Genomic DNA, 24,909 nt, shown 5'->3' with positions numbered 1-24,909 from the left:
CAGGCTTATGAAGTCGCGTGTGGACCGAATGGGATCCCGACCGTTGGGCCGACCTAGGTATCTGTTGGTACGTCATAGTCGGCCGCAAACCGCAGCTCCCGCAAGGGTCGTACGCGCCTGATCGCTTCCTGATATCGATCGTGAGCTTTATACGCCGCGAGTTCCGTCTCGTTCTCGAACTCTCCATAGACGATGACGTCGATATCGTTGCCGATCTGATCGCTCTTGCGGTTGCGAGCAATCTCGAGCCGATTTGCATGCGGGATCTGGGTGAGAACGGAAAGGCCGGCGATGATCTGGCCGATATTGGCGTCATCTTTGGCGCTGAACAAGACGATGTGACGTATCATGGTGTCTGGGCGGATTTCATAAGAATGGTCAAATCCTGAGCTTCGATAGTGCTCGCTGCAGCAAGGGGCGATCTGCCGCGTCCCAGCGTCTCGTCACTGTGCAATGGGCCTACAAGGTTGGTTTCGCGTTCAGAGAGGGAAAGCGAAAACCATTCGATCGCCTGAATCTGACGGAAGAGCAGATTGCAAGCCCGATCGACGTCGTGCGCACGCAAAGCATGGAGAATCATTTGGTCATCCTGATGCGATCGTGGTCGTCAGCCGGCACTTCGTGCCGTCGCGAAAAACAGTCGCGAGTTCGCAAACCGCAATTCATTAAGACTCTCAAGAAGCCGCGGCAGGCCGCAACGCGCAACTAGCGCTTGGTGGAATGCTCGGTTGGGCGTCTCATACCCTTGATGCTGCGAGCTTGTCCATCAGTAAGTGCCAGCTCTATCGCTCCTAAGCCGTGAGTCTTGCGGCCGAATTGCGCAAGGCAACCACCTCAAGCGCTGCGCGATGTAGGCGATCTCCTTCGCCGATTGGGTAATCAAGTGGACGCCAACACCTTGGCGCGGGGCAGCGACAATAAGGGCTCCGAGTTGCCCAAAAGCCGGTGGAGCGCGGCTTGAACCAGCTTCCCGCGCAATATGATCCTGATGGAGCGGCCCCTCGGGCCGCAGTGCCCCGCTGATGATCCATTCTCCGATCGCGTTGGTGATGCGCTCAGCGATTGTGGTATTCTCACCATTCACCAAGATCATCTATCACGTGGTGGCACAACGCCGTAAGAGCCGGACACGCTCGTCGGCGCAGGATTTCTGCAATTGCTGCTCGGCTTTCGCGGTGTTTTCGCATCGCCCCAGCGTTAGAGTGGCGCGATCATTAGCTTGCGGGGCCGAACAAAGGCATTCGGCGGCACGTTTGCCAAGGGCTGTTTTCGACGTCTCACACCCCATCCATCAGGTCCGAGAATGTCGATCATCCCGAATATGCGTCTGTCGTGGATGAAGCGAGACTTATGAACGTTCGTGTATCGGTGGGAGCGACGGCGGCCGGGGACAGCCGGTCCTTCCGCAGCGATTGGACGCGCGTAGAGGCCGAAGTCCTGTATGGCTTGCCTTCCCCCGATCTGATGTTCAAAGCACAGAGCGACGCAAAACCACATACCTATTGGGCAGGCTCGGCATCACCTCCGACTTGTTCCGGTGACGTCAGCAATCGGTCGTGTGCAAAGGTCCTTGTAGGTCGAACATGCACGTTACGTTGATGAAGGGAAAGATCCATCGCGCGTCGGTCACTGAGGCCGATCTGCACCCTGAAGGTGCGATCTCGATTGATCGTAACCTGCTCACCGCAGCGGGGTTCTTGGCCAACGAGCACGTGGAAATCTATAATGTCGAGACCGGCGCACGGTTTGCCACTTACGTCATCGAGGCACCCGCGGGGTCAGGAATAGTCGGGCTGAATGGCGCAGCTGCACGGCTGGCCATTCCAGGAGACAAGCTCATCATCGTGGCATACGCCTCCTTCAACGACAACGAGGCACGAACGTTTAGTCCGCGCGTCGTCAGAGTTGATCGGGACAACCGGATTTTGTCGGATTGAGGGAAGATCGCGTCGATCGGTTTCGTAGAACCTACCCAAGGGGTTCCAAGCGCTCGCATGAAGCCGGATTGTGTTTCCAACGAGAGTAGCTACTCCGCGGACTTGGGGAGTCCAGCACGCGACCGCAAGCTGTGAGTTCTCAAGCCGCGCGCAGGTATCGATTTCACCTGGGCTACATTCCGGCCGGCCTATGCGCCGCGCCTTAAGAGGGCTGTCGCTGCGTTGGAGCCGAGGACCAAGTCGCGGGATCGCCGCTCGTGTGGGTTCCTGCTGGTCGGTGAGGCCCACGCAACCGGCGTCTACAGCGAGCATGGCAGAGGGGTCGCTTCAACATTGAAGGACGTGGAATCTCCTGGTCGTGCTGCGCCTTTCCCGTTCATTTACGCGGCAGCCGTCACCATTGATAGCGTGGCCATGCGGAAGGCGCTTTTCGGGTGATTAAACAAGAGCCGCGGCACCAAACGCCTTCGGCGAAGAGTGTCTGCGAAACGGCGCAACCCTAGCGGATGGGGAAGCTGGGCAACCGAGCAGTTCGGGTGGGACGTCAATCGCGTCAGCAGAGAATGGCAGTTTCGCGTACAAGGCATCGAATCCCTCTACCTGGGAAACCAGGTCCTCAAGCCGCATCGCCGCCTGAGCGCATCTCCTCCTGCTCGGGCTCTCCGCGGCCGTTCAACAGAGGTGGTGCCGGTGGCAGGCGTCGCAAAGCTGGTGCCGGAGCTACGGGGCGCAGCGCGTTCGTCAGTGCAGTCGTCAAAGTATGGATCTGGTCGTCGGCAACTTCGGCGTCCAGCACAATCAACTTGATGCGGGAGGCTGCGCTTGGCTTCCCAGACTAAAGGGGCGAAGCGCACGTTGAGACGTGGGCACGCTGTATCCATAGGTTGCGAGTTCCAGCAAGCAGAAGTTTTTTGTTCCGTTTATCCCTGACTCTCTGGTTCTGTTTTTGTTCTCTCTGAACAATTGGCGGGCCTGTTTCTGGGGCCCATTTCGAGCGGAACGAACGCTGACAAAGCATATCCGCGATTCAGTTGTTCCACGGTATTAAGATGCCTTCGTGTGGCTTTACACAGAACCTGATTACCCCCTGGGAAAGGGGGCGGTGAATTGCGGAATTAAGCGCCGCTTGCTTCGTGGGGAACTTTGCAGGTGCCTGCAATTGATTGCGATGGTCACTGTGGAACCGTACATTGCGGTAGTTCGTACAGTTTTGATGGTTCTGCGCGTAATTCGGCTGATTTGCGTGTTGTTAGGATTGCTTCGGCTTTGTTTTTTAAGTTTCTTGAAACTGTCGATGAGCGATGTTAGTTATGTGTACGGTCGCTGATAGCGGTGAAAAACAGCGGCTCCGCCTCCTCGGGAGGCTCCACGGTTCGTGGACGTAAGGTGAGCATTTCGCACAGAGGGTTCTTTTCGCACCAATTTCTGCCCTCGGAAATAGCCCCTGCGGGGGCTATTTTCTTTTCTGAGCCACCACATTCCGTGGTGGAGGTCGTTTCAGATCCCTTCCCTTGATGCGATAGTCCACCACCGTAACAAAGCTGACGGCTGGCAATTTATCGGGCAGCTTCGGCCTTAGGTGGGCGCTGGTTACGAACATTGCCCCATCATAGCCGTCCGCCTTTTTGGCCTTCTCGACATCGAAAAACGCGACATACGGCGCGTTCTCCTGGTCCGGCATTTCAACGATCAGGAAATTTCCTTTATCGCCGAAATAGGCCCTCCCGGCAGCAGCGTAGCGGATCATATCCGCTAGTTCTTTCGAGAGCTTATAGCGATGATGGCAGAAACAACGCTTCTCCTTACCATGCACCATATGGAGGTCTGGGCTATCTTCCGGGGTGATTTCTCGGGTGAAGCAGTGAAATCCAAAGCTGACACGGACAATGTATGGCGGAGCATCCTCCTCCTTGGCCTTCACTTCCATCGTGAACGGATCCAAGTGGTCTAGATCGTAGTCGATCCCTGCAATTCTCTTTTTCCCAAAACCCGACAAGAAGACACCCCTGAAACTAGCAGGCCGCGCACATCACTATCTTTGGGAAAGAATGGAGCGAGTCTATTAACTGTTCGTTAGAACTTGAGGCCGCCCCAGATCGGCGCCGGAAGTTCAGGGTAATCCAAGGCGGCGAAATCTGATTCGAACGTCTGCAAGCTAAAATTGTATAGATCGAACAGGTTTATTTTCTAAATGCACAACGCCGGGTCTCTTGTAGCCCGGTGTTCGTCCACCAAGTCAAATCCCCAAGGCAGCCCGGAATCGGGAAAGAGCCCGAACAATCGGGCCTGGGACCACGGGGATTTTTCCAATGATTTCTCCTTTGTACTGCGCCCAGCTTATCGCCTTAAGGCGCTCGCGCGCCTCTGCTGGATTCGCAGCAATGATTTCGATCCCCCACTCTGCGTTGCCGAATTTGTACTCGAACAAGTATCGCTGAAAACCACCTTCATTGGAGACTGACATGATGTTTTTCTACCTCTATAAGGATGCTGCAAGTCAGTGGCGTTGGACGCTCTACGCGGCGAACAACAGGAAGATCGCCAATTCCGGCGAGGGCTATCACAACAAGATTGATGCCATTGCAGCCATCAATCTCGTGAAAAGCACGAATAGCGCCACTCCCGTCCGCGAATGACGCTGCGGCTGACATGGTTAATGGTGCGTTAAGGGGCCCGGCCATTGCGCCGGGCTTTTCGCAAAGTGGCCTATTCTGATTTTCAGAGTGGCTCATTCAGGTCAGTACCGGCAAAATCCCAGTTCGCCATGCCCACCCTCGAATATCTCCGCTCGGAAATCGAGCACATGCGGCGCCAGATCGGCCGCCAGCAGAAGGAAATCCAGTCCCTCAAGCGTGCAGGGCTGTCCACGGCCTCGGCGGAAAACCTGTTGAGTCGGATACAGGCCAAGGTGGACGGGCTGTGCGACCAGCGGGACCAGCTGAGGAAGGCCGAACCGGTGCGGTGAGGGGGAGGGGCTGGAGGGCCGCAAGTGGTGAGCCCCGGCACCATCGTCGGTAGCGAGCCCGGTACCGCCGCCCGGGTGCGGCTGGTTCTTGAGGGCTTCGCGGGCTGCAGCACATTTCCCGCGTTGCGGAGCTGCTGACAGGTCGGATTCTGGTTGCAAACCATGTTTTGGCATTGGCTCGGCTAACGGGCCTCTGCCGTGGTTGCGATACGTCATCGATGGAGCGCTAGTCACCTATCCTTTCGTCGAGTCAATCCTTCTGCCGAGACTCCCTTGCCACCTAGGTATTTCGCTACATGTTCGCGGAATAGATCGATTCTTGCCAAGTCTTCTGCCGTCCATGCGAGTTCGGCTTCTCGGCCTTCCTTTTGCGCCGCGCTTTTCATCATCTCGGCTAAGAGGCCGCGCAACACGGTCTCCCAATACAAGGCTCGCTTAATGAAGTCTCGCAAGAACTCGGGCCCTTCCTGACGGCGATCTGGCGTGCCGCGAATGTTTGCACGAAACGTGCGGAAATAGTCGTGCGCTAGAAGATTGCGATCATCGTAGAATGAAATGAGTTCGGGCGTCTGGATAAGGAAAGCCTCTCCGAATGTCGTGACTAGTTGCCCCAGGGTGGCCTTAAGCTCGCTAGCATCTCCTCGGAGAAATTTTTCTGGTGTCAGGTCGCGAAAGCGTCGCTCCTTCTTAGCTGTAGGGGTGTGAGCTGCGTGGGCAGCGAGTCCGTAAAGGGTGAATTCCACGCGCTGCGAGGCATAAAGTGCCAATCCCAGCAACTGGAACTCGTTTTCGTCTTGATCATCCGTCATTGTCATTATTGGTAAGACTCCAGAGATCCCGGCCTCCGGCTTTGACGTTTCTGATGAATGTCAAATGGTGCCTAGGGTCCAGACTCAATTGAGCCAATATGCGACGAGAGCGACGAGATGAACAGCGGCCAGGAAATTCCGAGCGAGCTTATCGTATCTGGTGGCGATGCGTCGGAAGTCCTTGAGCCTGCAGAAGCTGCGCTCGATGACATTTCGGCCTTTGTAGGGGCGCGTTTGTTGAAGCGATGGATGACGATGCGGTTGGATTTGTTGGGGATTGCGGGTTTGGCGCCGCTACTAACGATCTCGGCGCGAAAGCCATCGCCATCGTAGCCCTCGTGGCGATGAGTGAGCGCATGGGTGGGGCGAGCGCCAGAACATCGGGTGCAGCAGTGATATCGGCATCCTGCCCGGGGTCAGATGAAGGACGACCGGCCGGCAGAGTGGATCGCTCAGCGCATGGATTTTGTCGTGCGACCGCCGCGCGAGCGGCCGATCGCCTGCTCCCCCTTTTTCCGCCGGAGGCACAACGATGAGCTTTGACCGGGGTCGAGTCGAGCGACAGCGCGACGAAATCTTTGCCGAGCTTGGCAAGCGCTTCAAAAATTGCGCACCATCGTCCGCGCTTGATGCTGTGGACGGCTCCTCCACGGGCACGAGAGTGAGTGGGCGCCGTTTGAAGCTCCCACCATTCGGAGGATCAAGCTATGCAGTCAATTTCAACAATCGGTCTGGATATCGCGAAATCGGTATTTCAAGTGCATGGCGTTGATACAGCCGGCCAGGTGGTCATACGCCGTCAGCTGAAGCGTCGGCACCTGCCGGCGTTCTTCCAGAAGCTGCCGCCATGCCTCGTCGGGATTGAGGCTTGCGCCTCATCGCACTATTGCTCTCGTGAGCTGGAGACGTTGGGGCATACGGTGCGGTTGATGCCTCCGGCCTACGTGAAGCCCTACGTCAAGCGGCAGAAGAACGACAGCACCGACGCGGAGGCGATTTGCGAGGCGGTCACGAGACCGAACATGAGGTTCGTGCCGGCCAAGACGGTCGAGCAACAGAGCTGTCTGATGCTTCATCGCGCGCGCCATCTCTTCATCCGCCAGCAGACTGCATTGATCGATTTAATCCGCGCCTATTTTGCCGAATTCCGGATCGTCGCCCCTGTTGGGCGCAGGGGTGCTGCTGGAAGTCGTTGCCGATACCGCCGACCGCCGGCTCCCGGAAGTGGCCCGTGCATGTCTTGCTGCTCTCGGCAGTCACTTGCGAGCGCTGAAGGCTCAGACACTGGAGTTCGACAGACGCATCATCGCCTGGCATCGATCAAATGCGACGGGCAAACGGCTTGATGCGATCCTCGGCGTCGGGCCAGTGTTGGCAACAGCCTTGGTCGCCAGCATTGCCGATCCCAAGGCTTTCCGATCGAGACGGGACTTCTCGGCCTGGGTAGGGCTCGTGCCAAAGCAGAACTCGAGTGGGGGCAAGGACAAGCTCGGCAGTATAAGCAAACAAGGGGAGCGCTATTTGCGTAGCCTGTTCACGGCTGGCGCGCTCACAGTGATCCGCTATGCCAAGATCCATGGCCCCGGTCGTCGGCCCTGGCTCACTCGGCTGTTGGCTCGGCGCCCCACCAAGGTTGCAGCTATCGCGCCCGCCAACAAACTCGCGAGGATGGCGTGGGCTATGATGGCTAGGGTGAGTGCTACAGGGAGCCCCTCGCGCTCGCGGGGTGATCTATCGCGCCGGACGTCCGGCGTGACGTAACGGTTGGGAGGACGAACAGCAGTAATGCAGTGCCGGTCGATCCGGCGATCAGGACAGCCCACATGGGCCACAGCATCATCGAATGCGCGCTTTTGCCGGGACCTGATCCGCGGAGGGCATTATGGCCAACGGCGATGGGTACCGCGCGAATAGGCCGAACACATGGCTGCTCCGACCAATGCTGCAAAATGAAGATTCTCCTTGCCAACCCGGAGCCGTCCACACATGGGAAACGATCGAAGCGATTGTAGACGGTCGTGTAAGGGCCATATTCAAGCGGACAATCGCGCCATCGCGCACCCGATTGCAGTATGTGAACGGTGCCGCTGATGATGCGCCGATCGTCGTCCCGCTCCGGCCCCGTCAGCCCGTCGGCAGATCAGGTTCGATGCGCGCCCATTGCTTGTCATTCAGCCAAAATAGACCCTCACGCATTCTCTCGCCCCGAATCAATTACACAGGCCAGAGAATCACGTGATGCTAATCAGGTACCGACCCTAGTATGTTCATGAACAACTACTGAATGGCGGCGGGCAACATGGTAAGTTCATCCTGCCCTACGGCCACGATCTTATCAACCGAAAACCCGTTGAATCGCGCCATATCCGTGTAGGCGCCCACATTCTGGAATTCAATCCAATCGCCTTCGCTCAAATCGCGTGGCAGTGAATACGAAAATCCAAGCCTGTCCATGCTGTCGCAAGTTGGGCCAAAGATGATGAAGTCCTGCCACTCCTCAGTCTGGATCGGCTCTCCCCCACGCCAAGCGCGGGCGGGGAGCAGAAAACATTGTCGGGCGGGTGAGAGCCCGCTGTAGATGCCCGCGCCGCAGTAGAGCGCCTCACCTTTTCTTAAGATCACGCGGCAAAACAAAGAGATGCTATCATGAACCAGTGCTCGTCCGGGCTCACACGACAGTTCAACATGCTTTAGTGCATCCGTTCCGCGCACCAGTTTCGTGATCTCGGAGAGCATGCGCAAGGGAGAGTGATAGGGGACGTTCAGATAATGGCCGGGAAAGCCGCCACCGATATCGAGCGCTGTGGGGGCCGGAGAAGCAGCTTCTATAATGTCGATGGCCGCCCGAATGCCATGCAGATAGGGATCGACAACGATCGTTTGGGAACCTGGGTGAAAGGACAACCCCGTGGTCCAGCGCGATTGCGCGTTGACGAGATCCAGCAGACGGCTCGCTTCGGCGGGCGAGGCACCAAACTTGCCGTTTAAGTCTAAGATGGCGCACGTCCTGCTACACTTTAACCGCACGTAGATTCGTATTTCCGGATCATGCGACGGCAAGACTTCGAGGAGCTTCCGCAGCTCGGCTTCGCAATCGATGACATAGTCGCGAACCCCCAGATCGCGGAACGTCCGTTCAATATCGCGACGAGATTTCACGGGATTCATGAACCATGAACGGGCCCCGGGAATAGTGGAATGGACAAGGTGGGCTTCGGCCAGCGACGCCACGTCGAATCCGGCCACTCCGGCGCGAGAGACCGCGTGAAGAATTTTGGGCAACGGATTCGCCTTCACCGCATACAGCACGCGTCCTGAGAAATGCTCGCTGAATTCGCGCGTAACGGATGCGAGACGCCCCTCATTGAGCGTATAGAAGGCGTCAACTTCCGCCCTTTCCAATGACCTTACCAAGCTCATATTGGACCATTCCTCTCGCCAGACGCGGAGTAGCCAGCGCCGTTGTGCCTGCTGCGAGAGCAATGACCATGCCAGCGCTCCTCGCGCATTAAACCGCCTGGTTACGCTTTGAAACAGTTCGCCATGCGCCACGGCGCGCGATGTCTTGGATCTTACAGCTTTTGTACACGGCTGTGAAAAACCAGACAAAGATTGGGGGCGACGCATCCGGATCGCGCATCACGGTCTTAATCTCTGGTTGAAATTCGCTCTGGCCTACGACAAGGACCAGGCTATAAACCGGGGCAGCGGCCATTAGTTTGAAGGCCAAACTAGACCAGGGTCGGACTCAATTGACCCACTAAGTGAGGGCGGCTGTCGGTGCGGAGAGCAGAATGGATACCCAAGATGTGCCTCTGACGCCGAAAGGTCGAGAGGCAATGGTGCCGAGCGTGAGCGAAGGCGGCTCTTGCCCTTGGTGCGGACTCGATATGGCGCGCAGGGCCCGCGGACATCATCTGGGGTCGAAAGATAACACCGATTCACGAGCTCGAGCGGTCGATGTGCTGCCGGCATTCTCTGAGGTACAACGCTATCCTTTCAAGCGCAGCCATCTGGTTGCGCTGCGCGCCAACAAAATACCGATCACCCAGACCCGATCCACGACGCCGAGCGCGATCGCTGGCGTTGTCCGCGGGGCTTCACGGACACGATAAAGATTGTAATGGGCCCACGTACAGGTTCACGGCTGCGCCGTAGTGATCCAGCTTTTGAGATGGTGGGTCGCGCGAACCCGCTTCTGGCTCATGCGGAGCACAAGGTGCTTCACATAGTTGATGGAGATGTTCAGTAATTATCGGGGCGATCTTGGAGTATAGGAACAATGTGGCAAAGGCGGGTGCATTTACCACATCGAGCGGGAATGCGGCTACGTGGACGCAGTACGCCTCCATCGCGGCGAGTCAAAATAGGGCTATTAAGGATGCTGCTTGGACCGCCGAAAAGATTCTGAAGGACCTAGCCGCTCAAAACAAGTTGGCCGTATAAGACAGTTGTCCGGCGGACGCAATGGCGTTCCGTCCAATCATGCGGCGAGATCACTTCGCTCAATACAAAGATATCGGCCGATGTGGCTGCGATTAACGGTACTTTGGGGTCTGTCGCTCACTTTAAGTCTCCGCAAGCGGGGCCGTAATGTTAGCGCTGATTACAGCGCCCGCGAAGAGCATTCCTTGCGACTCGATGCTCGCATTGCAACCGCAGAACGTACGGGCGCGACTGGCGCAGACCGACGCTGGTTCTGCCGATGCTATTGCGATCGGCGAAATGCAGGTTTTGACGATTGGTTTCGCGCAGGAATGGCTGGGCTTGGCACGATCGTCGGCGAGAGGTTTTGGAGGCTGAACGCCACAGTCGACAAGTCTTCTGGACACGCTTGGCCGCTTTGGCCGGCGACCGTCGCCGCGACAAGCGCAGCGATCGGCTGGGCTTGGACGATCTTCCACAAATAACCTTCGCATGCACATGAACTAGATTTTCGACCCACCAACTGGGACTTGCTGTCCGGGCCTGTCGGACGTCGAAATCTCTGATCTTCCGTTCCAATCACGTCCTAGCGCCCCCCATTAGCGCACGTAAGACGAGTCTACAACACAGTCGTTCACGGAGAGCAGGTTCTGCGTTCCGCGTTTATCGAGACCAAGCGCGGCACCCAAAGGCCGGCGCGTGGACCGTCGTTCCCCAGCCCGCAGCGCATCTCGCCCGAACCTCAAGCCGGTATAGCAGAAATACGGCCGATCACGACGATCAACGCTGCAGATCGTCGTGCTTGCAATGTTACCGTACATCGCTGATAGGCTGGGGAGCAATATGGTCACCGCACTTCGCAACACGGTCATGGCTGTCGCCTTTATCGCAGTCGCCACCGTCAGCATTCTGTGGGATTTAAACAGCTACGTCGCCTGTGGTCTGGCGCTGGTCGCCTCGTTCGCTTCCGGCTATTGCGTCGAGCGCGCCTTCATCAATCGGTCCCATTGCGACATGATCCGCCTTAAGGGCGCGGACTGGCGTTCGGCGGAGGATCCGTGAGACCTGACGCTGCCATGCTTCACGCTCGTTCGTTAGGGTTGATCGGGGCACGCTGCGGGGAGGGGCCAGTCGGCGCCTGGCTTGCGGCCGCGCGTGATATCGCGCTCAATGGTTCGAAGCGGCTTGCCGCTTTTGGCGGCTGTGTCTAATGTGAAACGGTCAGATTTCTCAACTTGAGAACTCTTTCCACGGCCGCACGGTCACGACGTGCTTCGTCTCCGGATGGAACGCTTTATTAGCCGCTTTTCGCTTGACGATCAGTTCGCGCGTTGCGGCGGCGTCAGGTCGCGGCGGATGAAAACGGCTTCCGCCCACGGTTCTTCGAGCATGCCCCCGAAGGGTGCCACCGTCAGCGCGCAATACATTCTGGCCGTTGGGTGGCGCAGCGGAAGCGCTAGATCGTCCATCAGGTCCTTCCAAGATGTTCAGCCGCGCTGCTTCTGCGGTGAGGTAGTCACCAACCGGACGCTAGCGGCTCCGCGTCAAGAACCGCTCACAGGCCAATCGTTCGCATGAAAGTTACCGCAGAATGTCCATCCGCCCATCGGGCAGCAGCGGCCCTCCGAACTAAACTGCTAAAGATGGGCTCCCATGTTGAAACCTGACCTTGGCTCTTTCGGCAGGCGGATCGAATGAAAAGGCGGCCGGATCGCGTGGGGCCGCCACCTTGCCGTCACGAAGAAGATGACGGCGCGCGAAATCGCGCTCGACATCGGACTGGCGGCAAATCAAGCGCCGCGCATTTTCGAACTGTGCAAGCGCTGCGATATTCAGCTGGCGGGGCGGGCGGCCGCGACAGGAAGCCGCCGGCGCCCGCATCTTTCGCGTCTGAGTGCAGAACGCGGACTTTCTGAGGCGGCTTGCGGCGCGACACTTGCTTGAACCCAGGGAGCGCCGCCGAACTGATCCTGAACGCTGCGATCGATGCGGCGACACCTTTTGCGAAAACCTTGTGAATTTGGCTGATGCCGGACGAAGCGAGTTAAGCCGGCCGGAACGCTCCCGGCGAACCGTGCCTAGTCCCGGCAACCCGGACGATCTGCGAAATATGCCGGCGGTAGTGAAGCGGAATTGCACCGAGCTTCCGGCTCGCAAGTGGGGCCTTCAAGCATCTATTTTTTTCTTGCACTCGCCGGCGACGACCCGCGCGATCTGCCGCGGCATCAGCGGAAGTCAAAATTGGAGAAGCTTTTGGCGCCCCCACCGGACAGCATCACCGTCGCGCCGTTTGAGCGCGGCGAGATCGGCCGTGAGCTAGTCCGGCCCGCCTGTCGCATGGCCTTGAGGGGCTGGTCTCAAGCATCGCGATCGGCCGTCAGAAGCACTGGATCAAGGTAAAGAACCGCAGCCACCCGGCGATGGAACGGAGCTACAGCAGCGTGGCTGTTCCAGAATTAACCCCCCCACTGCGACATCAAGCTTAATTCCAGACTGCGATTGCGGCGAAGCTACGGAGCGTTAGCTTCTCACGGCCGGACATTGCCCTTGGTCCGGGTCCCCAAGTGGCGAAGCCGTCGCGCCAATATACTCGTCGCGGCGGCTTCGTTTGGACTGTAGGGCTCTCGCGCGAGTTTTCATTTGAAAAGGCAGTCAGACCGCAAAACTCTCGATCTCATGGAGATGCGTCGGCAACTCACTGCCCTGCGCTCGCAACACTCCGACAATCTTGCAATTGCGTTGCTATTGAACCGTTTCCTCGTGAAGGTCGCATTCCTCTCGGAGCCGAAAGACCGCGACCACGAACAATATCTCCGATCTGAGTTTGCAGAGACGCTGAAGAAGGTAGAGGCGATCACCTCGCGCAAACGAGCAGCGATGCGGCCGGCTACCACTAAGCCATCCAAGTAACACTAACGATCGTATCTCATTGCGCTTGCCGGCGGCGGCGCCGATGCTAAACGCAGTCGCGAAGTCGTCGTTGTTTCGCGTACTGGCGCCTTCGCGGCGAGGGGTCGCCGACCCTAGCCCGGCGGCCCCGCCCATGGGATGTTCAGGGCCTGCGCTTTATTCGATGCGCCGCTCCTAGCCTCGCGGGCCGATGTGGCGCCGATACTTGGGTCGCGGCGTGAATGCCGTACCGATCGAAGAAAGCGCGGACAGCTGGGGTATATCGACCGCCCATAAGGCTGTCGATCTTCGTGGCCTCCAAAAGTGCCGTGATCTGCTTCCAGCGCCTCGCCTGGCCGGGGCCCATAAGTGCAGCCGCGATATGTTCTTCTCGCGAACAGCGGAAGCGCATGGAGCGGGCGAAAGCGCTTTGTCATCCGATCAGTGCGAAATGTGGATGTCGCCCGCATCGCGCGGCAGCGGGCGCTCGCCATCGAAGTCGAGATCCGACAGCACGGCGCCGATCCCGAATAACAACATGCCGCCGATCCAGATTAGGGTCGTGGCTGCAAGATATGCCGACGTTCCTACCCCTATAGATCCGGTCAAGCCCATCAAGGCTCCAGCGTTGAACAGCAGTCCGACAGTGCCCCAGAGCCAAAACAGGACAGAAAGAAAGCCGCGGCCGACGCCTTGATGGCTTCGCAACCTAAATGTCCGTTCCCACTTCTCGCCCGAAAAAATCCCCATAACTCCCCCCACATGCCCGGAATTCAACCGCAGCATGTGGACGAAAGCAACAGCGGTTCATCGATACTTCGAGATGATTGGCGCCGCCATCAGGGTGGAGGAGTGTTTCGTGCTCAACCGCATCCATGCTGCGTCTTCGGACGCACGGCTGAGATCGCCTCTGCTCGGGCGATTAGCTTCCTGGCGCGGCGCATCGGTCAGGTCACGGCCGACTAGATTTTTTGATCGAACCGGTAGGCGACGCGCCACAACCGCGCACCATGCGTTGCGACAGCCAGATAAAGGCCGCCGCCGTCGGTGAGTTTGTACGTCTTGTCCTCCGGCTTGGCGCTTATTTGCATGTCGGTCAAAGGCACCCCGATCATCCGCTGCTGCGTGTCCTCCTACCAACACCGGTCCCCGGTCGTACCAACGGCCCTACCAACAGAACACGCGGAAGGTAGCGAAGAGACGCGATGCCAAGGGAGGAGAAAACCTTATGTTTCAGCGGCTTCTGTTGCTGAAGCGTGGAGTAACGGAGGAAGAAGAATAGTCAAAGGGTGCCGACTGAGGGGATTAAACCTCTGACCTTCGGTTTACAAAACCGTCAGTCGGGGATCATTACAGCGACAGCTGAAAACCCGCCACCGCGGTTGTTTCAACGAGCATTGGTCCTGAACTTTAGCGCCCCTTCACAGGCGGGGATCTGCTGCTGTGCCCGCTAGGAAACACGATCTACGTGATTTCGCCCTTTTTGCGCGACAGCGGCAGATCTGGGCGAGGTCTACGACAGCCTCAGGGAGGCTGCTGTTTCGCTGACCTGACGAAATTCGCTCAAATCTCGATGGCCAAAGAGAATCTGCGAACGAACATGTTACTCGGACGAGGGACGGCCCGGCGCGTTTACATACGCCAAACCCGTCAAGTGGACCTAAATCCATTGGTGATGCGCCAAAAAGCGCAGGATTTGTTCGTATCCAACCCCATTATTGCATCAATCGGGAGTCATCGGAGGGTAAAATTGTTCAAGTCCGCTGCAGCGTTGCCTCTGAGACATCGAGCTGCGCAGGGAACGAGGTGATGCGGGCCTAATGGGCTGTACACGCTGGCCCAACTTCGTTGCAGCCGTCTCGAACCAACACGGGCGATCAACCAAGTTGAAAGTTTGTAAAGCATAGCTTCGACAGGAGGCGAGAATGCGCAACGACTTCGATAATTCCCGCCACGGTTCAGCTCGATGCTGCGCGATCTGCGGAGGAAGATTTGGACTAATCCGTTATTACTGTTGGCGAACCGCTCTTTGCTCTAGAAAATGCGCCGATCGCCTTAGGGCGCGGCAGCAGGCCGACCGCAAGTGGCTACCTTGGTCGCGAGTTAGCTTAGCGTTGTTGCACTTACAAGCGCGTGACGTGATCAAAAGCTAAAAGCAGAGCGGGTCTTGACTGCGTCGGACCAATGAGAAGGGGAGGCGCCAGGTTAGAGAGATGTCAGCGACGATCATTGATTTCAAGGCTTTCAAGGCCAATCGGCATGCGGCGGCAAAAACGAGAGGCGAAGGGACTTCCCCAATGGCGCTCGAAGGCTTGCTTGCGCCTCTCTTCTTCTTTCCGCTTTTCCTGGCTTGGATTCCGTTTTGCCTGATGGCGTTGCCTGCGGCGGATCGAGAGACGACCTGATAAGTTCCTTGGCTTTCGATCCAGAAGCGTAAGACCGCATCCCCTATCTTGCCGCGCCAGCTCACAACTTAGTCAACTCTGCAAAGCCTGAACGGGTTACCGAAAAGGTACAGTCGACGGTCCTGTTTTGTGCGATGTGAGCTCCGGCGTAGCCAGGCGGATGCCTCCGTCGATGTATGATTTGGTAGGGCTGGTTCGTAGCTGTCGCATTCGCCGGGCCAATCGCGAGGCTGAGGCGCCGCGGAGCTTGAACGCGATCCAACCGTGTACTCCGATTGGGGAGAATTTGAGGTCTGAGACGATGCGTGGTCGATTTCTGGTTTACGATATCCTCGTAAAACGTTATGGGCGAGGATGGCGTTGGACCATCTGCACGACTAACGGTGCATTGGTCATGACGGGATCAAGGAGAAGCCGACCCGCTGCGAGCTATGACGCAAATAGAGCTCTCTTTCTATTGTTGCAGAGCGCTCTTCATAATTCGCACACATCCTGGGGCACGAAGGACTTCCCGACAAAATAACAGTCGGGCCGACCACGCGCCGCTTGCCGAAATCATTCGGCAGCCTGCATTGTCTGCAGTTGGGAAGCCTCCCTTTGGCCCTTTTGGATGTGTTCTGTCGCTCCTCGTGCGGCCGCTCAGTCCAGCGCGGCGAGCGAAAGACAGGATTTGCAAAGAATGAGTCACGTTCCGCAGCCGAGGACAGAGAAAGTCACGATTCCACTTCTGCGGCGCTGGAAGCAGGAAGGTCGTCGCATCGTGATGACCACCGCTTACGACGCAGTGTCGGCCCGCATCGCCGACGCGCTCGTTGATATCTTGCTAGTGGGAGATAGCGTTGGGAACGTCTGTCTTGGGTTCGACAACACGCTGCCGGTCAGCATGGCCATGATGAACCACCATCTGGAGGCGGTTGCTCGGACGCGGCCGCGTGCGCTGGTCGTGGCGGATATGCCATATCTCAGCTTTCACCTCAGCCCAGAGGAGACGATCCGAAATGCTGGTGGCTTCCTGCAGCGGGGCGCCGACGCTGTGAAGCTCGAAGGTGGTGCGAGGCGCCTCGAAATGGTCCGCGCCCTTGTGGATTGCGAAATTCCCGTAATGGGCCATCTCGGTCTAACTCCGCAAAGCGTCAATGTCATGGGCGGTTTCAAGGTGCAGGCAAGAACTGCTGATGACGCGTTGCGCTTGCTGGAGGACGCCCACAGTTTGCAGGAAGCCGGATGCTTCGCTCTCGTCCTCGAGGGCATTCCAGCCGAGCTCGCCGCGCGGGCAACCGAAACTCTCCGGATTCCAACGGTTGGAATCGGCGCGGGTCGCTGCTGTTCCGGCCAGGTGCTGGTATTCCACGATGTGTTGGGGCTTACCGCAGGTCACCGTGCCAAATTCGTTCGGACCTATGCAGACGGGTTTGGGCTGTTGCAAGACGCGCTGTCGCGCTGGGCCAGCGATGTTCGAGACGGTTCATTTCCGAGCCCGGAAGAATCCTATCCGCTGCCCGAGGGTCTTGGCGACGTCATCGCACAATGGACACCCTTCAGTCAGACGTGAGAGCATTCAAATGCAAACTATCAAGACAGTCGCGGAGCTTCGGCGGGCGCTTATTGAAATTCGTAAGGCCGGCAAGCGGGTCGGCTTCGTCCCGACCATGGGCTATCTGCACGACGGGCACCTCGCCCTCATCGAAGCAAGCAAGGCGCAGAGTGATGTCAGTGTCGTGAGCATCTTTGTCAACCCTACTCAGTTTGGTCCAAACGAAGATCTCGGCACCTATCCACGCGATTTCCTGCGCGATGAAAAATTGTGCCGAGATGCCGGGATTTCCATCCTCTTTGCTCCGGATGCAAAGGAAATCTATCCGGCCCAATTTCAAACTTTTGTTGAGCCAAGCGAGCTCGCAAAACCACTCTGCGGCGCATTCAGACCAGGACATTTCCGTGGTGTTGCGACTGTCGTCTGCAAGCTGTTCAACATGGTACAGCCAGATGTTGCCTTTTTCGGGCAAAAGGACTTCCAGCAGTGCGCGGTCGTTCGCCGCATGTCAGTTGACCTCAATCTTCCGATAGAGATCATCATCGTACCAACCGTGCGGGAAGCTGACGGGTTGGCCATGAGTAGCCGCAATCGTTATCTGAACCAGCAGGAGCGTGAGCGGGCTCTCGCCATCAGTCGCGGCCTATTCGCCGCGGCGGAGCAGTTTAACTCAGGAGAACGAGATGTGGAGCGGCTGCTGGCGACCGTAAAGCAGCGTTTGGCGGCCGTCGACCGGCTTGAGTACCTTGATCTGGTTGATTCCGTTAACCTGAAACCTGCCGGGAATCCTTTGAGGACCACCGCGGCACTTTGTGTAGCTGCCTACGTCGGCTCAACTCGGCTGATCGACAATATGGTATTGTCGCTGCCGGCGTGAGCTCCAAAAAAGCCGTCCCCAGCGATTGTGCGCCAGAGATGATGTCGGGTATTGCCCTACAACAGTGACTGGAACTGTTCCTCAGTTGTTGGGGCGCTTGCCGTGATAACCCGGCAAGCTAATCTCTCTGAACTTGAGGCCCAAACAGGCGTTTGTAAGAGCGCTCCATTGGCCTGTGAAAAAGGCTATTGCCAAGAGGTCCATACCGCCTAACGCGACTGTTAGGCTCGTGACTAGCCCTTCAGCCGGGACCGCTGACTTGCTCACCGAGATCTTTTCCCGTTGCGCCATGTCGCAGCTTCTGTGAAGTCGCAGATCGTAAGTAGGAGCCGATTCGTGCCACGGGGCAAGCCGCGCCATAGGCTCCCGCGCGGAATTGATAGGGTTATGATCGCTTAAGCTTCGAGGCTGCACTTCTGGATTTGACCGGGAGCGGCGAAACACCAAGGATTGACGTCACGCGAATTCCTCAATGAATGTTCTGGCAGGCGCTCATCAACCGTCCACTTCGGCCTAAAATCAGTCGTCGTGCAGCGTCCGATTATCCTCGCGGCTAGCTTGCCATGACAGTCCAAAACCGGTCTTGCCGATCAAGCTCTCAGCGCCACTGTCGCGGCGACGCAGAACTTCGAATAGCCATTTCGGCTCAAAAACCGAGCTCGACGGGAAATCGGTCGCAGAGCTGAAGAATTTCGACGGGCAATTATCTCCTTAGGGGCTTTGTCGATCTCGTGCAGAAGGAGGGAGCTGGCTGCGGCCCGGCTTCAAATTCGACTTCGTCAAGAGCAAGGAAAACCTCCTACAGAAGATCTATGCGAGCCCGAGCCTTGTCGAGTTCGCCAAGCCACCCTCGATTGAGCGCGGCAGTGGTAGCCAACAGTAGGCGATCCGGAGATCGCCGGGGCTGACCAGAAGTGCCTTAGGATCAGATGTGGGATCCCGGCAGGAGTCAGCTCCTCGCTAGCAAAGAAGTATGCTGGCCGAAAATGAGCCGCTTAGCGCGATAGAGCGCCCACCATCAATGATGCTGCAATTTACCGCGCCGAGAGACCGCGATAGTGCGCAAGTAATCGCGTGGCATTCGCTCCGCCGTGAAGCGCTCTTCGAAACGCGCGCGGTCGCGCCTACGATCGATTGGCTCAAGCTGCGCCACAGCGTCAGCTGCTTCGTTCTCGTTTTCGGCGATGAACCCGGTCACGCCTTCCTCTATGACCTCGGGTACCGAGCCGGACCCGTAGGCTATGACCGGCGTTCCGCAGGCCATCGCCTCGATCATCACCAGTCCAAACGGTTCAGGCCACCTAATCGGGAAGAGCAAAGCAGCGGCCCCTGCAAGGAACGGCTGTTTCGAGTCGCAATCTACCTCGCCGACGAGCTGGACTTGCTTGCCATCGATTTGGGGGTCTATCTTCTCTCTGAAATACCCGCTTTCGGCGCGAGGGACTTTGGCAGCAATCCGAAGCGGCATTTTTGCCGCGAGCGCAATGCGAATTGCATCTTCGGGACCTTTTTCGGCGGTCAATCGCCCAAGAAAAGCCAGGTATGATCCGGGAGCGAATGAGGCGCGGAACTGCTCAATGGGCAGCCCATGATACACCGTCCTAGACCAGTTTGCGCTTGCGAGCGGGAGGCGCTGATTATCTGAGATGGATACGAAGCAAGCCTCTGGAAACTTCGCGATCACGGCCGGCAATCACGGGAGATCCAGACGGCCGTGCATCGTCGTCATGAATGGCACTCCTGCTCGACTGAGCATGGGCAGATGTAGCCAGTCGATGTGGGCGTGAATCACGTCGAACTGGTTAGTGCAATTGGATACAGCTTCCAACTGGGCAGCCAAAGCCGCATTCGGATCTGAGAGTGGCGGCCCAAGGCGAAGGGCCTTGGGCCAGACGGGGAAAAGTGTAGCGCGGGTCCTGGAATCGCCGCTCGCGAACAAGGTGACGTCGTGCCCAAGCTCGACGAGCAGCGTTACCGCTGCGGCTCCGCGCGCCTGCAGCTCGCTCGCGACAGATTCCACGCCAGTCACCTCCTCGTCGTTGATCCGCTACATCGCGACCAACGTCGCGTTCGCCTTACATCGGAGACTCGAATTGCGGCTGCCATCGCAAGAGGTAGGACTGCAGCGAGCGCACCGCGATCGCCAGCAGGATGCCCACGAACATCATGACGAAGATGGCCACCATCATCTCGCTGGCATTGGCCCGCGCCTCGGCTTCGATGATGAGCTTGCCGAGACCGCGTTCGGCGCCGATGAACTCGCCGACGATGACGCCGATCAGGGCAAAGGACACGGCCGGCACGAGCGAGGCAAACACCCAAGCGAGCGCGGATGGGATCACGACGGTACGTAGTACCCTGAATTCGCTGGCGCCGAGCAGGCGGGCGGCGGCGATCTGATCACGGTCGACCGCGCGCGTTCCCTCGAAGGTGTTGAAGAACACCACGAAGAACACGACGAGCCAGGCGGTTGCGATCTTGGAGAGGTCACCGAGGCCGAAGATCAGGATGACGAGCGGCACCAGCGCGATGCGCGGGATGGAGTTGAGCGCCACGATGTAGGGGCCGAACACGCGGGAAAGGAAATCGGAACGGCCGAGAATCAGGCCGGCCGCGATGCCGCTCGCGGAGCCGAACAGAAAGCCCCACCAAGTGTTCTTCAGGGTGATGAGTGTGGCAAGCCACAGATTGTTGTCGCTGCCCGTGATGCAGGCGGTAAAGCCGGCCGCGTCGGAGAAGCAACCGAGCCGCAAAAAACTCTGCCAGATCAGCGATGGCTTGGCGACGAAATAGGGGTCGAGGATCTTCGGCACATAGGCCTTCGGCAACAGCGCCTTGCTCCATTCGAAGCCCCACTGCCAGACAACAAGAATAGCTGCGAGAATGGCAAGTTGCCAGAACAGGATGACGGCGCGGCTGTTGGACATGGTCAATCGGCCCTGGTGCGGCGGAATTCTTCGCCGAGGGAATGCCAAACGTGGGAATAGAGTCGGCCGAACTCGACCGTCTCGCGCACGGCCACGGGATCGCGCGGGCGCGGAATGGCGACGTCGAAGTCTTCCTTGAGACGCCCGGGGCGCGCCGAGAGCAGAATGATGCGGCTCGCCAGCGTCAAGGCTTCGCCAAGATCGTGCGTTACGAACAGCACCGTCTGCCGCTCGCGTTCCCAGATCTCCAGCAGCGTCTTGTGCATCTCGAGCTTGGTGTGGGTGTCGAGTGCACCGAACGGCTCGTCCATCAGCAGGATCTCGGGCTCCAAGATCAGCGTGCGCATCAAGGCGACGCGCTGGCGCATGCCGCCGGACAGCATGCGCGGAAAGCTCTGCGCAAAGCCTGCAAGGCCGGCCTTCTCGACCGCCGAAGCGACGCGCCCGGAGCGCTCGGTCTTCGGCACTCCCGCGATCTCCAGCCCATAGCCGATGTTCTGCTCCACCGTTCGCCAGGGAAACAGCGTGTCGCGCTGGAAGACATAGCCGACCCTGGGGTTGACCTTGCCGGTCTCCACCGTGTCCTGGTCGATCAGAATGCGTCCGCCGGAGCGCGGCAACAGCCCCGCGACCATGTTGAGAATGGTGCTTTTGCCGCAGCCGGATGGACCGAGCAGCGCGACGAACTCGCCCTGCTTGACCTCGAAGGAGACGTCATCCACCGCCACGAACTCGCGCCCGGAGGCGTTGAAGCGCTTGAAGAGCCCCTGCACGGCGATGCGCGTGCGCGCCGCCACTGTTTGATCCTCGTCGTTCGGGAGCGCGAGGCCCTTGCCTGGCGCGGCGTTCATTTGAATTTCGCCCTTGCCGCCTGAAGGAAGCTCATGTCGACCGCATCCTCGTACCTGGTCTCGGGAATGTCGGTTCCTTTGCGGTACCAGGGCTTGGCGCCGCGTTCGAACGAAGCCTTGTCGATGACGCCGTCATAGACCCAGGTCGACTTGTCGAAGCCGAGCTCGGCGCTGACCGCATCGGGATCGATGCCCGAGAAATATTTCGGCGTGACCAGCGCCTGCACCTCCGCGAGCGGCGTCGCCTTCACGAAAGCCATCGCACGGTAGATCGCGTTGACGTAGGACTGCACGATCGCCTTGTCCTGCTCGACCGTGTCCTGGAGCGTGTAGATCACGAGCACGGGCAGCGTCCCTCCGAAATCCTTGTCGAACACGCCAGGCTTCGACGTGTCGTAGATCGTCCGGCCAAAACCCTTCTTCTCGACCTCGACCATCCAGCTCGGCGGCGCCATGATGGCGTCGAACTGCTTGGTCTGCAGCGAAGGGAACATCGTGTTGGGTCCGCCGCCCGCGACCCAGTTCACCTTGTTGCCGAGTCCACGCGCTTCGAACACATAGGTGCCAAACACCCAGGTACCCGATCCGATGGCGGTCGCAGCAACGATCGGCTTGGCGCCATCGGGGCGCTTGTACTCCGTGAGCTCCTCGACCGAATTGATGCCGCTGTCGTAGAGGTCCTGCCGGACCATGATGTTGGCGTAGGAGCAGACCATCTCGGTCGCGAGCAGGATCTTGCAGGGCTTGCCGCGCGCACCGAGCTGGAGCGGATGGCTGGCATCGCCATGCGCGAACAGCGCCTGTCCCGCCGCCAGCGTCTGCCGGCCGAATGTGCCGGCATTGCCGGTAACGAGCTTGGAATCGAGTCCTTCGTCCTTGAAGTACCCCTTCAGCTCCGCGATCATGCCGATGGCGTAGACCGGCGACACCGGCCCGAAAGCGAGCGAGACCTGCTTGGTCTCGGCACGCAATTGCCCCGGCAGTAGCGATGCGCCGGCCCATGCGGAGCCCGCGATCAGCGCCTGGCGCCTGGAAATGCTCATGTGCTCCTCCTCCGTTGGTTCTTGTTCAATCGCGCGGTCGGTCAGGACGGCGCGACCTTGATCGTCCCTGCTTGTCTCAGGTGTTCGATCTCATTCGGTGACATGCCGATCTCGCTCAGGATCTCGCCGCTGTGCTCACCGATCCCGGGAGGATCGTAGCGATTGGGCAGACGCATTCCGTCCATGGAAATGGGCAACAGTGGCGTCTTGGCCTCCCGGCCGTCAGGAAGCCGAATGTCGGTCAGGCCACCCGACCGGTTGAGATGCGGATCGTCGAAGAGATCGCCGGGCTTGTTCACCGGGGCGTAGGGCAGATCGAGCTGCTCGAGCCGCGCTGCCAGATCGGCCTTGTCCCATTGCTTGAAGATCTTCGCGATTTCGGGAATCAGCCAGCTCCGATGATCGACGCGGTCATTGCTGCTCGCAAAGCGAGGATCCGAGAGCCAGGCTTCGCGATCGAAGGCGCGGCAAAACGCTTCCCATTGCTCTTCACCGACGATGGTGACGAACAGTTTTGAGCCGTCCCTGGTATCGAAGAGGTCGTAAACTGGCCACGGGCTGTCCTTGATCGAATACGGGATCGAGGGCTGGCCGCTGACCACCTCGCACATCATGGCCTGCGCCATCAGGAACACGTTGTTCTCGTACAGCGCGCTCTGGATGTAGCGGCCCCGGCCGGTGCGCTGCCGCTCGGCCAGTGCGGCCTGGATCGCGATCACGCCGAACATGCCGCCCATGACGTCGTTGACCGAAGCGCCGGCGCGCATCGGACGTTCGGGCAAGCCGGTCATATAAGCGAGGCCGCCCATCATCTGCACGACTTCGTCGAGGGCCAGGCGATTCTCGTAAGGGCCAGGCAGATAGCCCTTGAGCGAGCAATAGATCAGGCGAGGCGCGAAGGCCGCGACGCTCTCGTAGTCGAGGCCGATCCGCTTCAACAGGCCCGGCCGGAAATTCTCGATCAGAACGTCGCTGCTCGCGATCAGCCTGCGTGCGATGTCCTGGCCCTGCGCTGTCGACGTGTCCAGCGCGATGCTGCGCTTGTTGCGGCTGTACGTCGCAAAGAAGCCGGCGGCGGGCCCCTTGAAGGTGCGGGTGCGGTCACCCTTTGGGGGTTCGACCTTGATCACGTCGGCGCCGAGATCGGCGAGGATCAAGCCGCAGCTCGGCCCCATCACCATCTGGCTGAACTCGATCACCCGAAGGCCCGCCAGCGGACGAAGCTCCGATGCCGTCTCGCGCGCTGCGGCCGTCATGCCGCCCTCCGCAGGACCTTGGGATTCCGGCCTCGTGCAGATGCCCGGTCAGATGGTTTGCCGGGATGTGGCGGGCGAGAATCTCGCGCGTCTGCATCAGGCGGTCGAGGTCGATGCCGGTTGAGAGTCCCATGCGCTCCAGCATGAACACCAGATCCTCGGTGACGATGTTGCCGCGTGCGCCCGGAGCGAAGGGACAGCCGCCGAGGCCAGACACTGCGGCATCGAAACGGCGGATACCCGCTTCGAGGCCGGCAACGGCATTGGCCAAGCCGGCGCCGAGCGTATCGTGCAGATGCAGCCGCAGCATCATTTGCGACCCGACCTCGCGCCGCACCGCCGTGACGATCTGCCGGATGGATTTCGGCGTCGCATAACCGACGGTGTCGGCAAGCCCGATCTCGTCGGCCCGCGCTTCGGCAAAGGCGCGCGCGACCCGGCATACCGCCGCTTCGCTCACCTCACCTTCCAGCGAGCAGCCGAAGGAGGTGGAGATCGCGCCCATTAATTGCGGCCGCTGGCCGGCCGGCCGGGCATCGATCGCGGTGTGGACAGCGCGAAATCTCTCGACCTGCTCGTCGACCGAGCGGCGCACGTTGGCGCGGTTGTGCGTCTCGCTGGCCGAGATGACGAAATAGACCGCGTGGACGCCGGCGTCGATGGCGCGCTCGGCGCCCTTCGGGTTCGGCACCAGCGCGCCGATGGTAGTCGATTTGTGCGTGAGCGCATGCGCCATCACCGCATCGACGTCGGCGAATTGCGGCACGACCTTTGGCGGGACGAACGATCCGGCGTCGATCTCGCGTACGCCCGCCGCGGCGATCGTGTCGATCAGCGCGCATTTGGCGTCGGTAGGGACGAAGACGTCCAGGTTCTGAAGACCATCGCGAGGGGCCACCTCGCAAATGTGGACGTCGGACTCGCGCGCCATCGGGTCTCCTCCAGATGATTGTATATTGTTGCACAAAAGAACAATCCGTGGGACACTCTG

At 59.0% G+C, this 24,909-nt stretch carries 26 protein-coding genes and 3 pseudogenes; 11 read left to right on the top strand and 18 right to left on the bottom strand.

Features of this window, described 5'->3' with window-relative positions; genetic code table 11:
- Window positions 1-53: 53 nt before the first annotated feature.
- Window positions 54-350: a Dabb family protein gene (locus tag I6F31_RS06055; protein ID WP_225185073.1), complete on the bottom strand. Its 297-nt coding sequence runs from the start codon at window positions 348-350 to the stop codon at window positions 54-56.
- Window positions 347-580, bottom strand: a complete 234-nt coding sequence (locus I6F31_RS06050; RefSeq protein ID WP_225185072.1) for a hypothetical protein — start codon at window positions 578-580, stop codon at window positions 347-349. Before I6F31_RS06050 ends, I6F31_RS06055 begins: the two co-directional genes overlap by 4 nt.
- A gap of 1,003 nt (window positions 581-1,583) precedes the next feature.
- Here I6F31_RS06050 and panD point away from each other — a divergent pair.
- A complete protein-coding gene (gene panD / locus I6F31_RS06045) occupies window positions 1,584-1,937 on the top strand; it encodes an aspartate 1-decarboxylase (protein WP_225185071.1) in 354 nt (117 codons plus the stop codon).
- A 1,453-nt stretch (window positions 1,938-3,390) separates the two neighbouring features.
- On the opposite strand, the gene I6F31_RS06040 is transcribed toward panD, so the two are convergent.
- Together I6F31_RS06040 and I6F31_RS06035 are read right to left on the bottom strand one after the other, a co-directional pair.
- A complete protein-coding gene (locus I6F31_RS06040; RefSeq protein WP_225185070.1) occupies window positions 3,391-3,864 on the bottom strand; it encodes a hypothetical protein in 474 nt (157 codons plus the stop codon).
- A gap of 309 nt (window positions 3,865-4,173) precedes the next feature.
- Complete coding sequence (locus tag I6F31_RS06035) at window positions 4,174-4,401, bottom strand: hypothetical protein (RefSeq protein WP_225185069.1); 228 nt, start codon at window positions 4,399-4,401, stop codon at window positions 4,174-4,176.
- Between the two features lies 1 nt (window position 4,402).
- On the opposite strand from I6F31_RS06035, the gene I6F31_RS06030 reads away from it, so the two are divergent.
- Both I6F31_RS06030 and I6F31_RS06025 read left to right on the top strand, forming a co-directional pair.
- Complete coding sequence (locus tag I6F31_RS06030; protein ID WP_225185151.1) at window positions 4,403-4,573, top strand: DUF1508 domain-containing protein; 171 nt, start codon at window positions 4,403-4,405, stop codon at window positions 4,571-4,573.
- Window positions 4,574-4,701: 128 nt separating this feature from the next.
- Window positions 4,702-4,902, top strand: coding sequence for a hypothetical protein (locus I6F31_RS06025; protein ID WP_225185068.1), 201 nt, complete (start codon window positions 4,702-4,704; stop codon window positions 4,900-4,902).
- A gap of 230 nt (window positions 4,903-5,132) precedes the next feature.
- On the opposite strand, the gene I6F31_RS06020 is transcribed toward I6F31_RS06025, so the two are convergent.
- A complete protein-coding gene (locus I6F31_RS06020; RefSeq protein ID WP_225185067.1) occupies window positions 5,133-5,717 on the bottom strand; it encodes a hypothetical protein in 585 nt (194 codons plus the stop codon).
- A 78-nt stretch (window positions 5,718-5,795) separates the two neighbouring features.
- Window positions 5,796-6,339: pseudogene (locus I6F31_RS06015) on the bottom strand (IS5 family transposase); the annotation flags it as partial.
- Window positions 6,340-6,418: 79 nt separating this feature from the next.
- Here I6F31_RS06015 and I6F31_RS06010 point away from each other — a divergent pair.
- Window positions 6,419-7,472 (top strand): annotated as a pseudogene (locus I6F31_RS06010) (IS110 family transposase).
- A 229-nt stretch (window positions 7,473-7,701) separates the two neighbouring features.
- Here the strand turns inward: I6F31_RS06010 and I6F31_RS06005 are convergent.
- Window positions 7,702-7,907 (bottom strand): annotated as a pseudogene (locus tag I6F31_RS06005) (transposase); the annotation flags it as partial.
- A gap of 81 nt (window positions 7,908-7,988) precedes the next feature.
- Window positions 7,989-9,263: an alanine racemase gene (locus I6F31_RS06000; RefSeq protein ID WP_225185066.1), complete on the bottom strand. Its 1,275-nt coding sequence runs from the start codon at window positions 9,261-9,263 to the stop codon at window positions 7,989-7,991.
- A 242-nt stretch (window positions 9,264-9,505) separates the two neighbouring features.
- Between I6F31_RS06000 and I6F31_RS05995 the strand changes: the two genes are divergently transcribed.
- From I6F31_RS05995 to I6F31_RS05985, 3 genes are all read left to right on the top strand, one after another.
- Entirely contained in the window at window positions 9,506-9,826 is a 321-nt protein-coding gene (locus I6F31_RS05995; protein WP_225185065.1) for a hypothetical protein, read from the top strand.
- 478 nt (window positions 9,827-10,304) lie between these two features.
- Entirely contained in the window at window positions 10,305-10,514 is a 210-nt protein-coding gene (locus tag I6F31_RS05990) for a hypothetical protein (RefSeq protein ID WP_225185064.1), read from the top strand.
- Between the two features lie 465 nt (window positions 10,515-10,979).
- A complete protein-coding gene (locus I6F31_RS05985; protein WP_225185063.1) occupies window positions 10,980-11,198 on the top strand; it encodes a hypothetical protein in 219 nt (72 codons plus the stop codon).
- 257 nt (window positions 11,199-11,455) lie between these two features.
- Here the strand turns inward: I6F31_RS05985 and I6F31_RS05980 are convergent, their stop codons facing one another.
- Window positions 11,456-11,605, bottom strand: coding sequence for a hypothetical protein (locus tag I6F31_RS05980; protein ID WP_225185062.1), 150 nt, complete (start codon window positions 11,603-11,605; stop codon window positions 11,456-11,458).
- 277 nt (window positions 11,606-11,882) lie between these two features.
- Here I6F31_RS05980 and I6F31_RS05975 point away from each other — a divergent pair, with 277 nt between their 5' ends.
- A complete protein-coding gene (locus tag I6F31_RS05975; RefSeq protein WP_225185061.1) occupies window positions 11,883-12,080 on the top strand; it encodes a hypothetical protein in 198 nt (65 codons plus the stop codon).
- Between the two features lie 1,386 nt (window positions 12,081-13,466).
- Here I6F31_RS05975 and I6F31_RS05970 read toward each other — a convergent pair.
- Window positions 13,467-13,775 carry a hypothetical protein gene (locus I6F31_RS05970; protein WP_225185060.1) on the bottom strand — a complete coding sequence of 103 codons (309 nt, stop codon included), beginning with the start codon at window positions 13,773-13,775 and terminating at the stop codon, window positions 13,467-13,469.
- A gap of 212 nt (window positions 13,776-13,987) precedes the next feature.
- Window positions 13,988-14,140, bottom strand: coding sequence for an Arm DNA-binding domain-containing protein (locus I6F31_RS05965; RefSeq protein ID WP_225185059.1), 153 nt, complete (start codon window positions 14,138-14,140; stop codon window positions 13,988-13,990).
- A gap of 1,098 nt (window positions 14,141-15,238) precedes the next feature.
- On the opposite strand from I6F31_RS05965, the gene I6F31_RS05960 reads away from it, so the two are divergent.
- The 3 genes from I6F31_RS05960 (at window position 15,239) to panC (ending at window position 17,841) form a co-directional block, all read left to right on the top strand.
- Entirely contained in the window at window positions 15,239-15,430 is a 192-nt protein-coding gene (locus I6F31_RS05960) for a hypothetical protein (RefSeq protein WP_225185058.1), read from the top strand.
- A gap of 679 nt (window positions 15,431-16,109) precedes the next feature.
- On the top strand, window positions 16,110-16,982 hold the full coding sequence (gene panB, locus I6F31_RS05955) for a 3-methyl-2-oxobutanoate hydroxymethyltransferase (protein WP_225185057.1): 873 nt from the start codon (window positions 16,110-16,112) through the stop codon (window positions 16,980-16,982).
- Window positions 16,983-16,992: 10 nt separating this feature from the next.
- Window positions 16,993-17,841 carry a pantoate--beta-alanine ligase gene (panC, locus tag I6F31_RS05950; RefSeq protein WP_225185056.1) on the top strand — a complete coding sequence of 283 codons (849 nt, stop codon included), beginning with the start codon at window positions 16,993-16,995 and terminating at the stop codon, window positions 17,839-17,841.
- A 1,018-nt stretch (window positions 17,842-18,859) separates the two neighbouring features.
- Here panC and I6F31_RS05945 read toward each other — a convergent pair.
- Genes I6F31_RS05945 through I6F31_RS05920 form a run of 7 tightly spaced genes read right to left on the bottom strand, consistent with a single transcriptional unit; the run spans window position 18,860 to window position 24,849 of the window.
- A complete protein-coding gene (locus I6F31_RS05945; RefSeq protein ID WP_346656474.1) occupies window positions 18,860-19,525 on the bottom strand; it encodes a glycosyltransferase in 666 nt (221 codons plus the stop codon).
- Between the two features lie 9 nt (window positions 19,526-19,534).
- Window positions 19,535-19,861 carry a glycosyltransferase gene (locus tag I6F31_RS36660; RefSeq protein ID WP_346656465.1) on the bottom strand — a complete coding sequence of 109 codons (327 nt, stop codon included), beginning with the start codon at window positions 19,859-19,861 and terminating at the stop codon, window positions 19,535-19,537.
- Between the two features lie 55 nt (window positions 19,862-19,916).
- Window positions 19,917-20,768 carry an ABC transporter permease gene (locus I6F31_RS05940; protein ID WP_225185055.1) on the bottom strand — a complete coding sequence of 284 codons (852 nt, stop codon included), beginning with the start codon at window positions 20,766-20,768 and terminating at the stop codon, window positions 19,917-19,919.
- Between the two features lie 2 nt (window positions 20,769-20,770).
- Window positions 20,771-21,619, bottom strand: a complete 849-nt coding sequence (locus I6F31_RS05935; RefSeq protein WP_225185054.1) for an ABC transporter ATP-binding protein — start codon at window positions 21,617-21,619, stop codon at window positions 20,771-20,773.
- Complete coding sequence (locus tag I6F31_RS05930; RefSeq protein WP_225185053.1) at window positions 21,616-22,662, bottom strand: ABC transporter substrate-binding protein; 1,047 nt, start codon at window positions 22,660-22,662, stop codon at window positions 21,616-21,618. Before I6F31_RS05930 ends, I6F31_RS05935 begins: the two co-directional genes overlap by 4 nt.
- A 41-nt stretch (window positions 22,663-22,703) precedes the next feature.
- Window positions 22,704-23,861 carry a CaiB/BaiF CoA-transferase family protein gene (locus tag I6F31_RS05925; protein ID WP_225185150.1) on the bottom strand — a complete coding sequence of 386 codons (1,158 nt, stop codon included), beginning with the start codon at window positions 23,859-23,861 and terminating at the stop codon, window positions 22,704-22,706.
- Window positions 23,764-24,849 (bottom strand): hydroxymethylglutaryl-CoA lyase, encoded by a 1,086-nt coding sequence (locus tag I6F31_RS05920; protein WP_225185052.1) that lies wholly within the window; start codon window positions 24,847-24,849, stop codon window positions 23,764-23,766. Before I6F31_RS05920 ends, I6F31_RS05925 begins: the two co-directional genes overlap by 98 nt.
- Window positions 24,850-24,909 lie beyond the last annotated feature (60 nt).

The organism is Bradyrhizobium sp. NBAIM01 (genome assembly GCF_020194115.1).
GTDB lineage: Bacteria > Pseudomonadota > Alphaproteobacteria > Rhizobiales > Xanthobacteraceae > Bradyrhizobium > Bradyrhizobium yuanmingense.
Note: the sequence above shows the minus strand (reverse complement) of the source record. Positions and strands in the feature narration are given on the sequence as shown.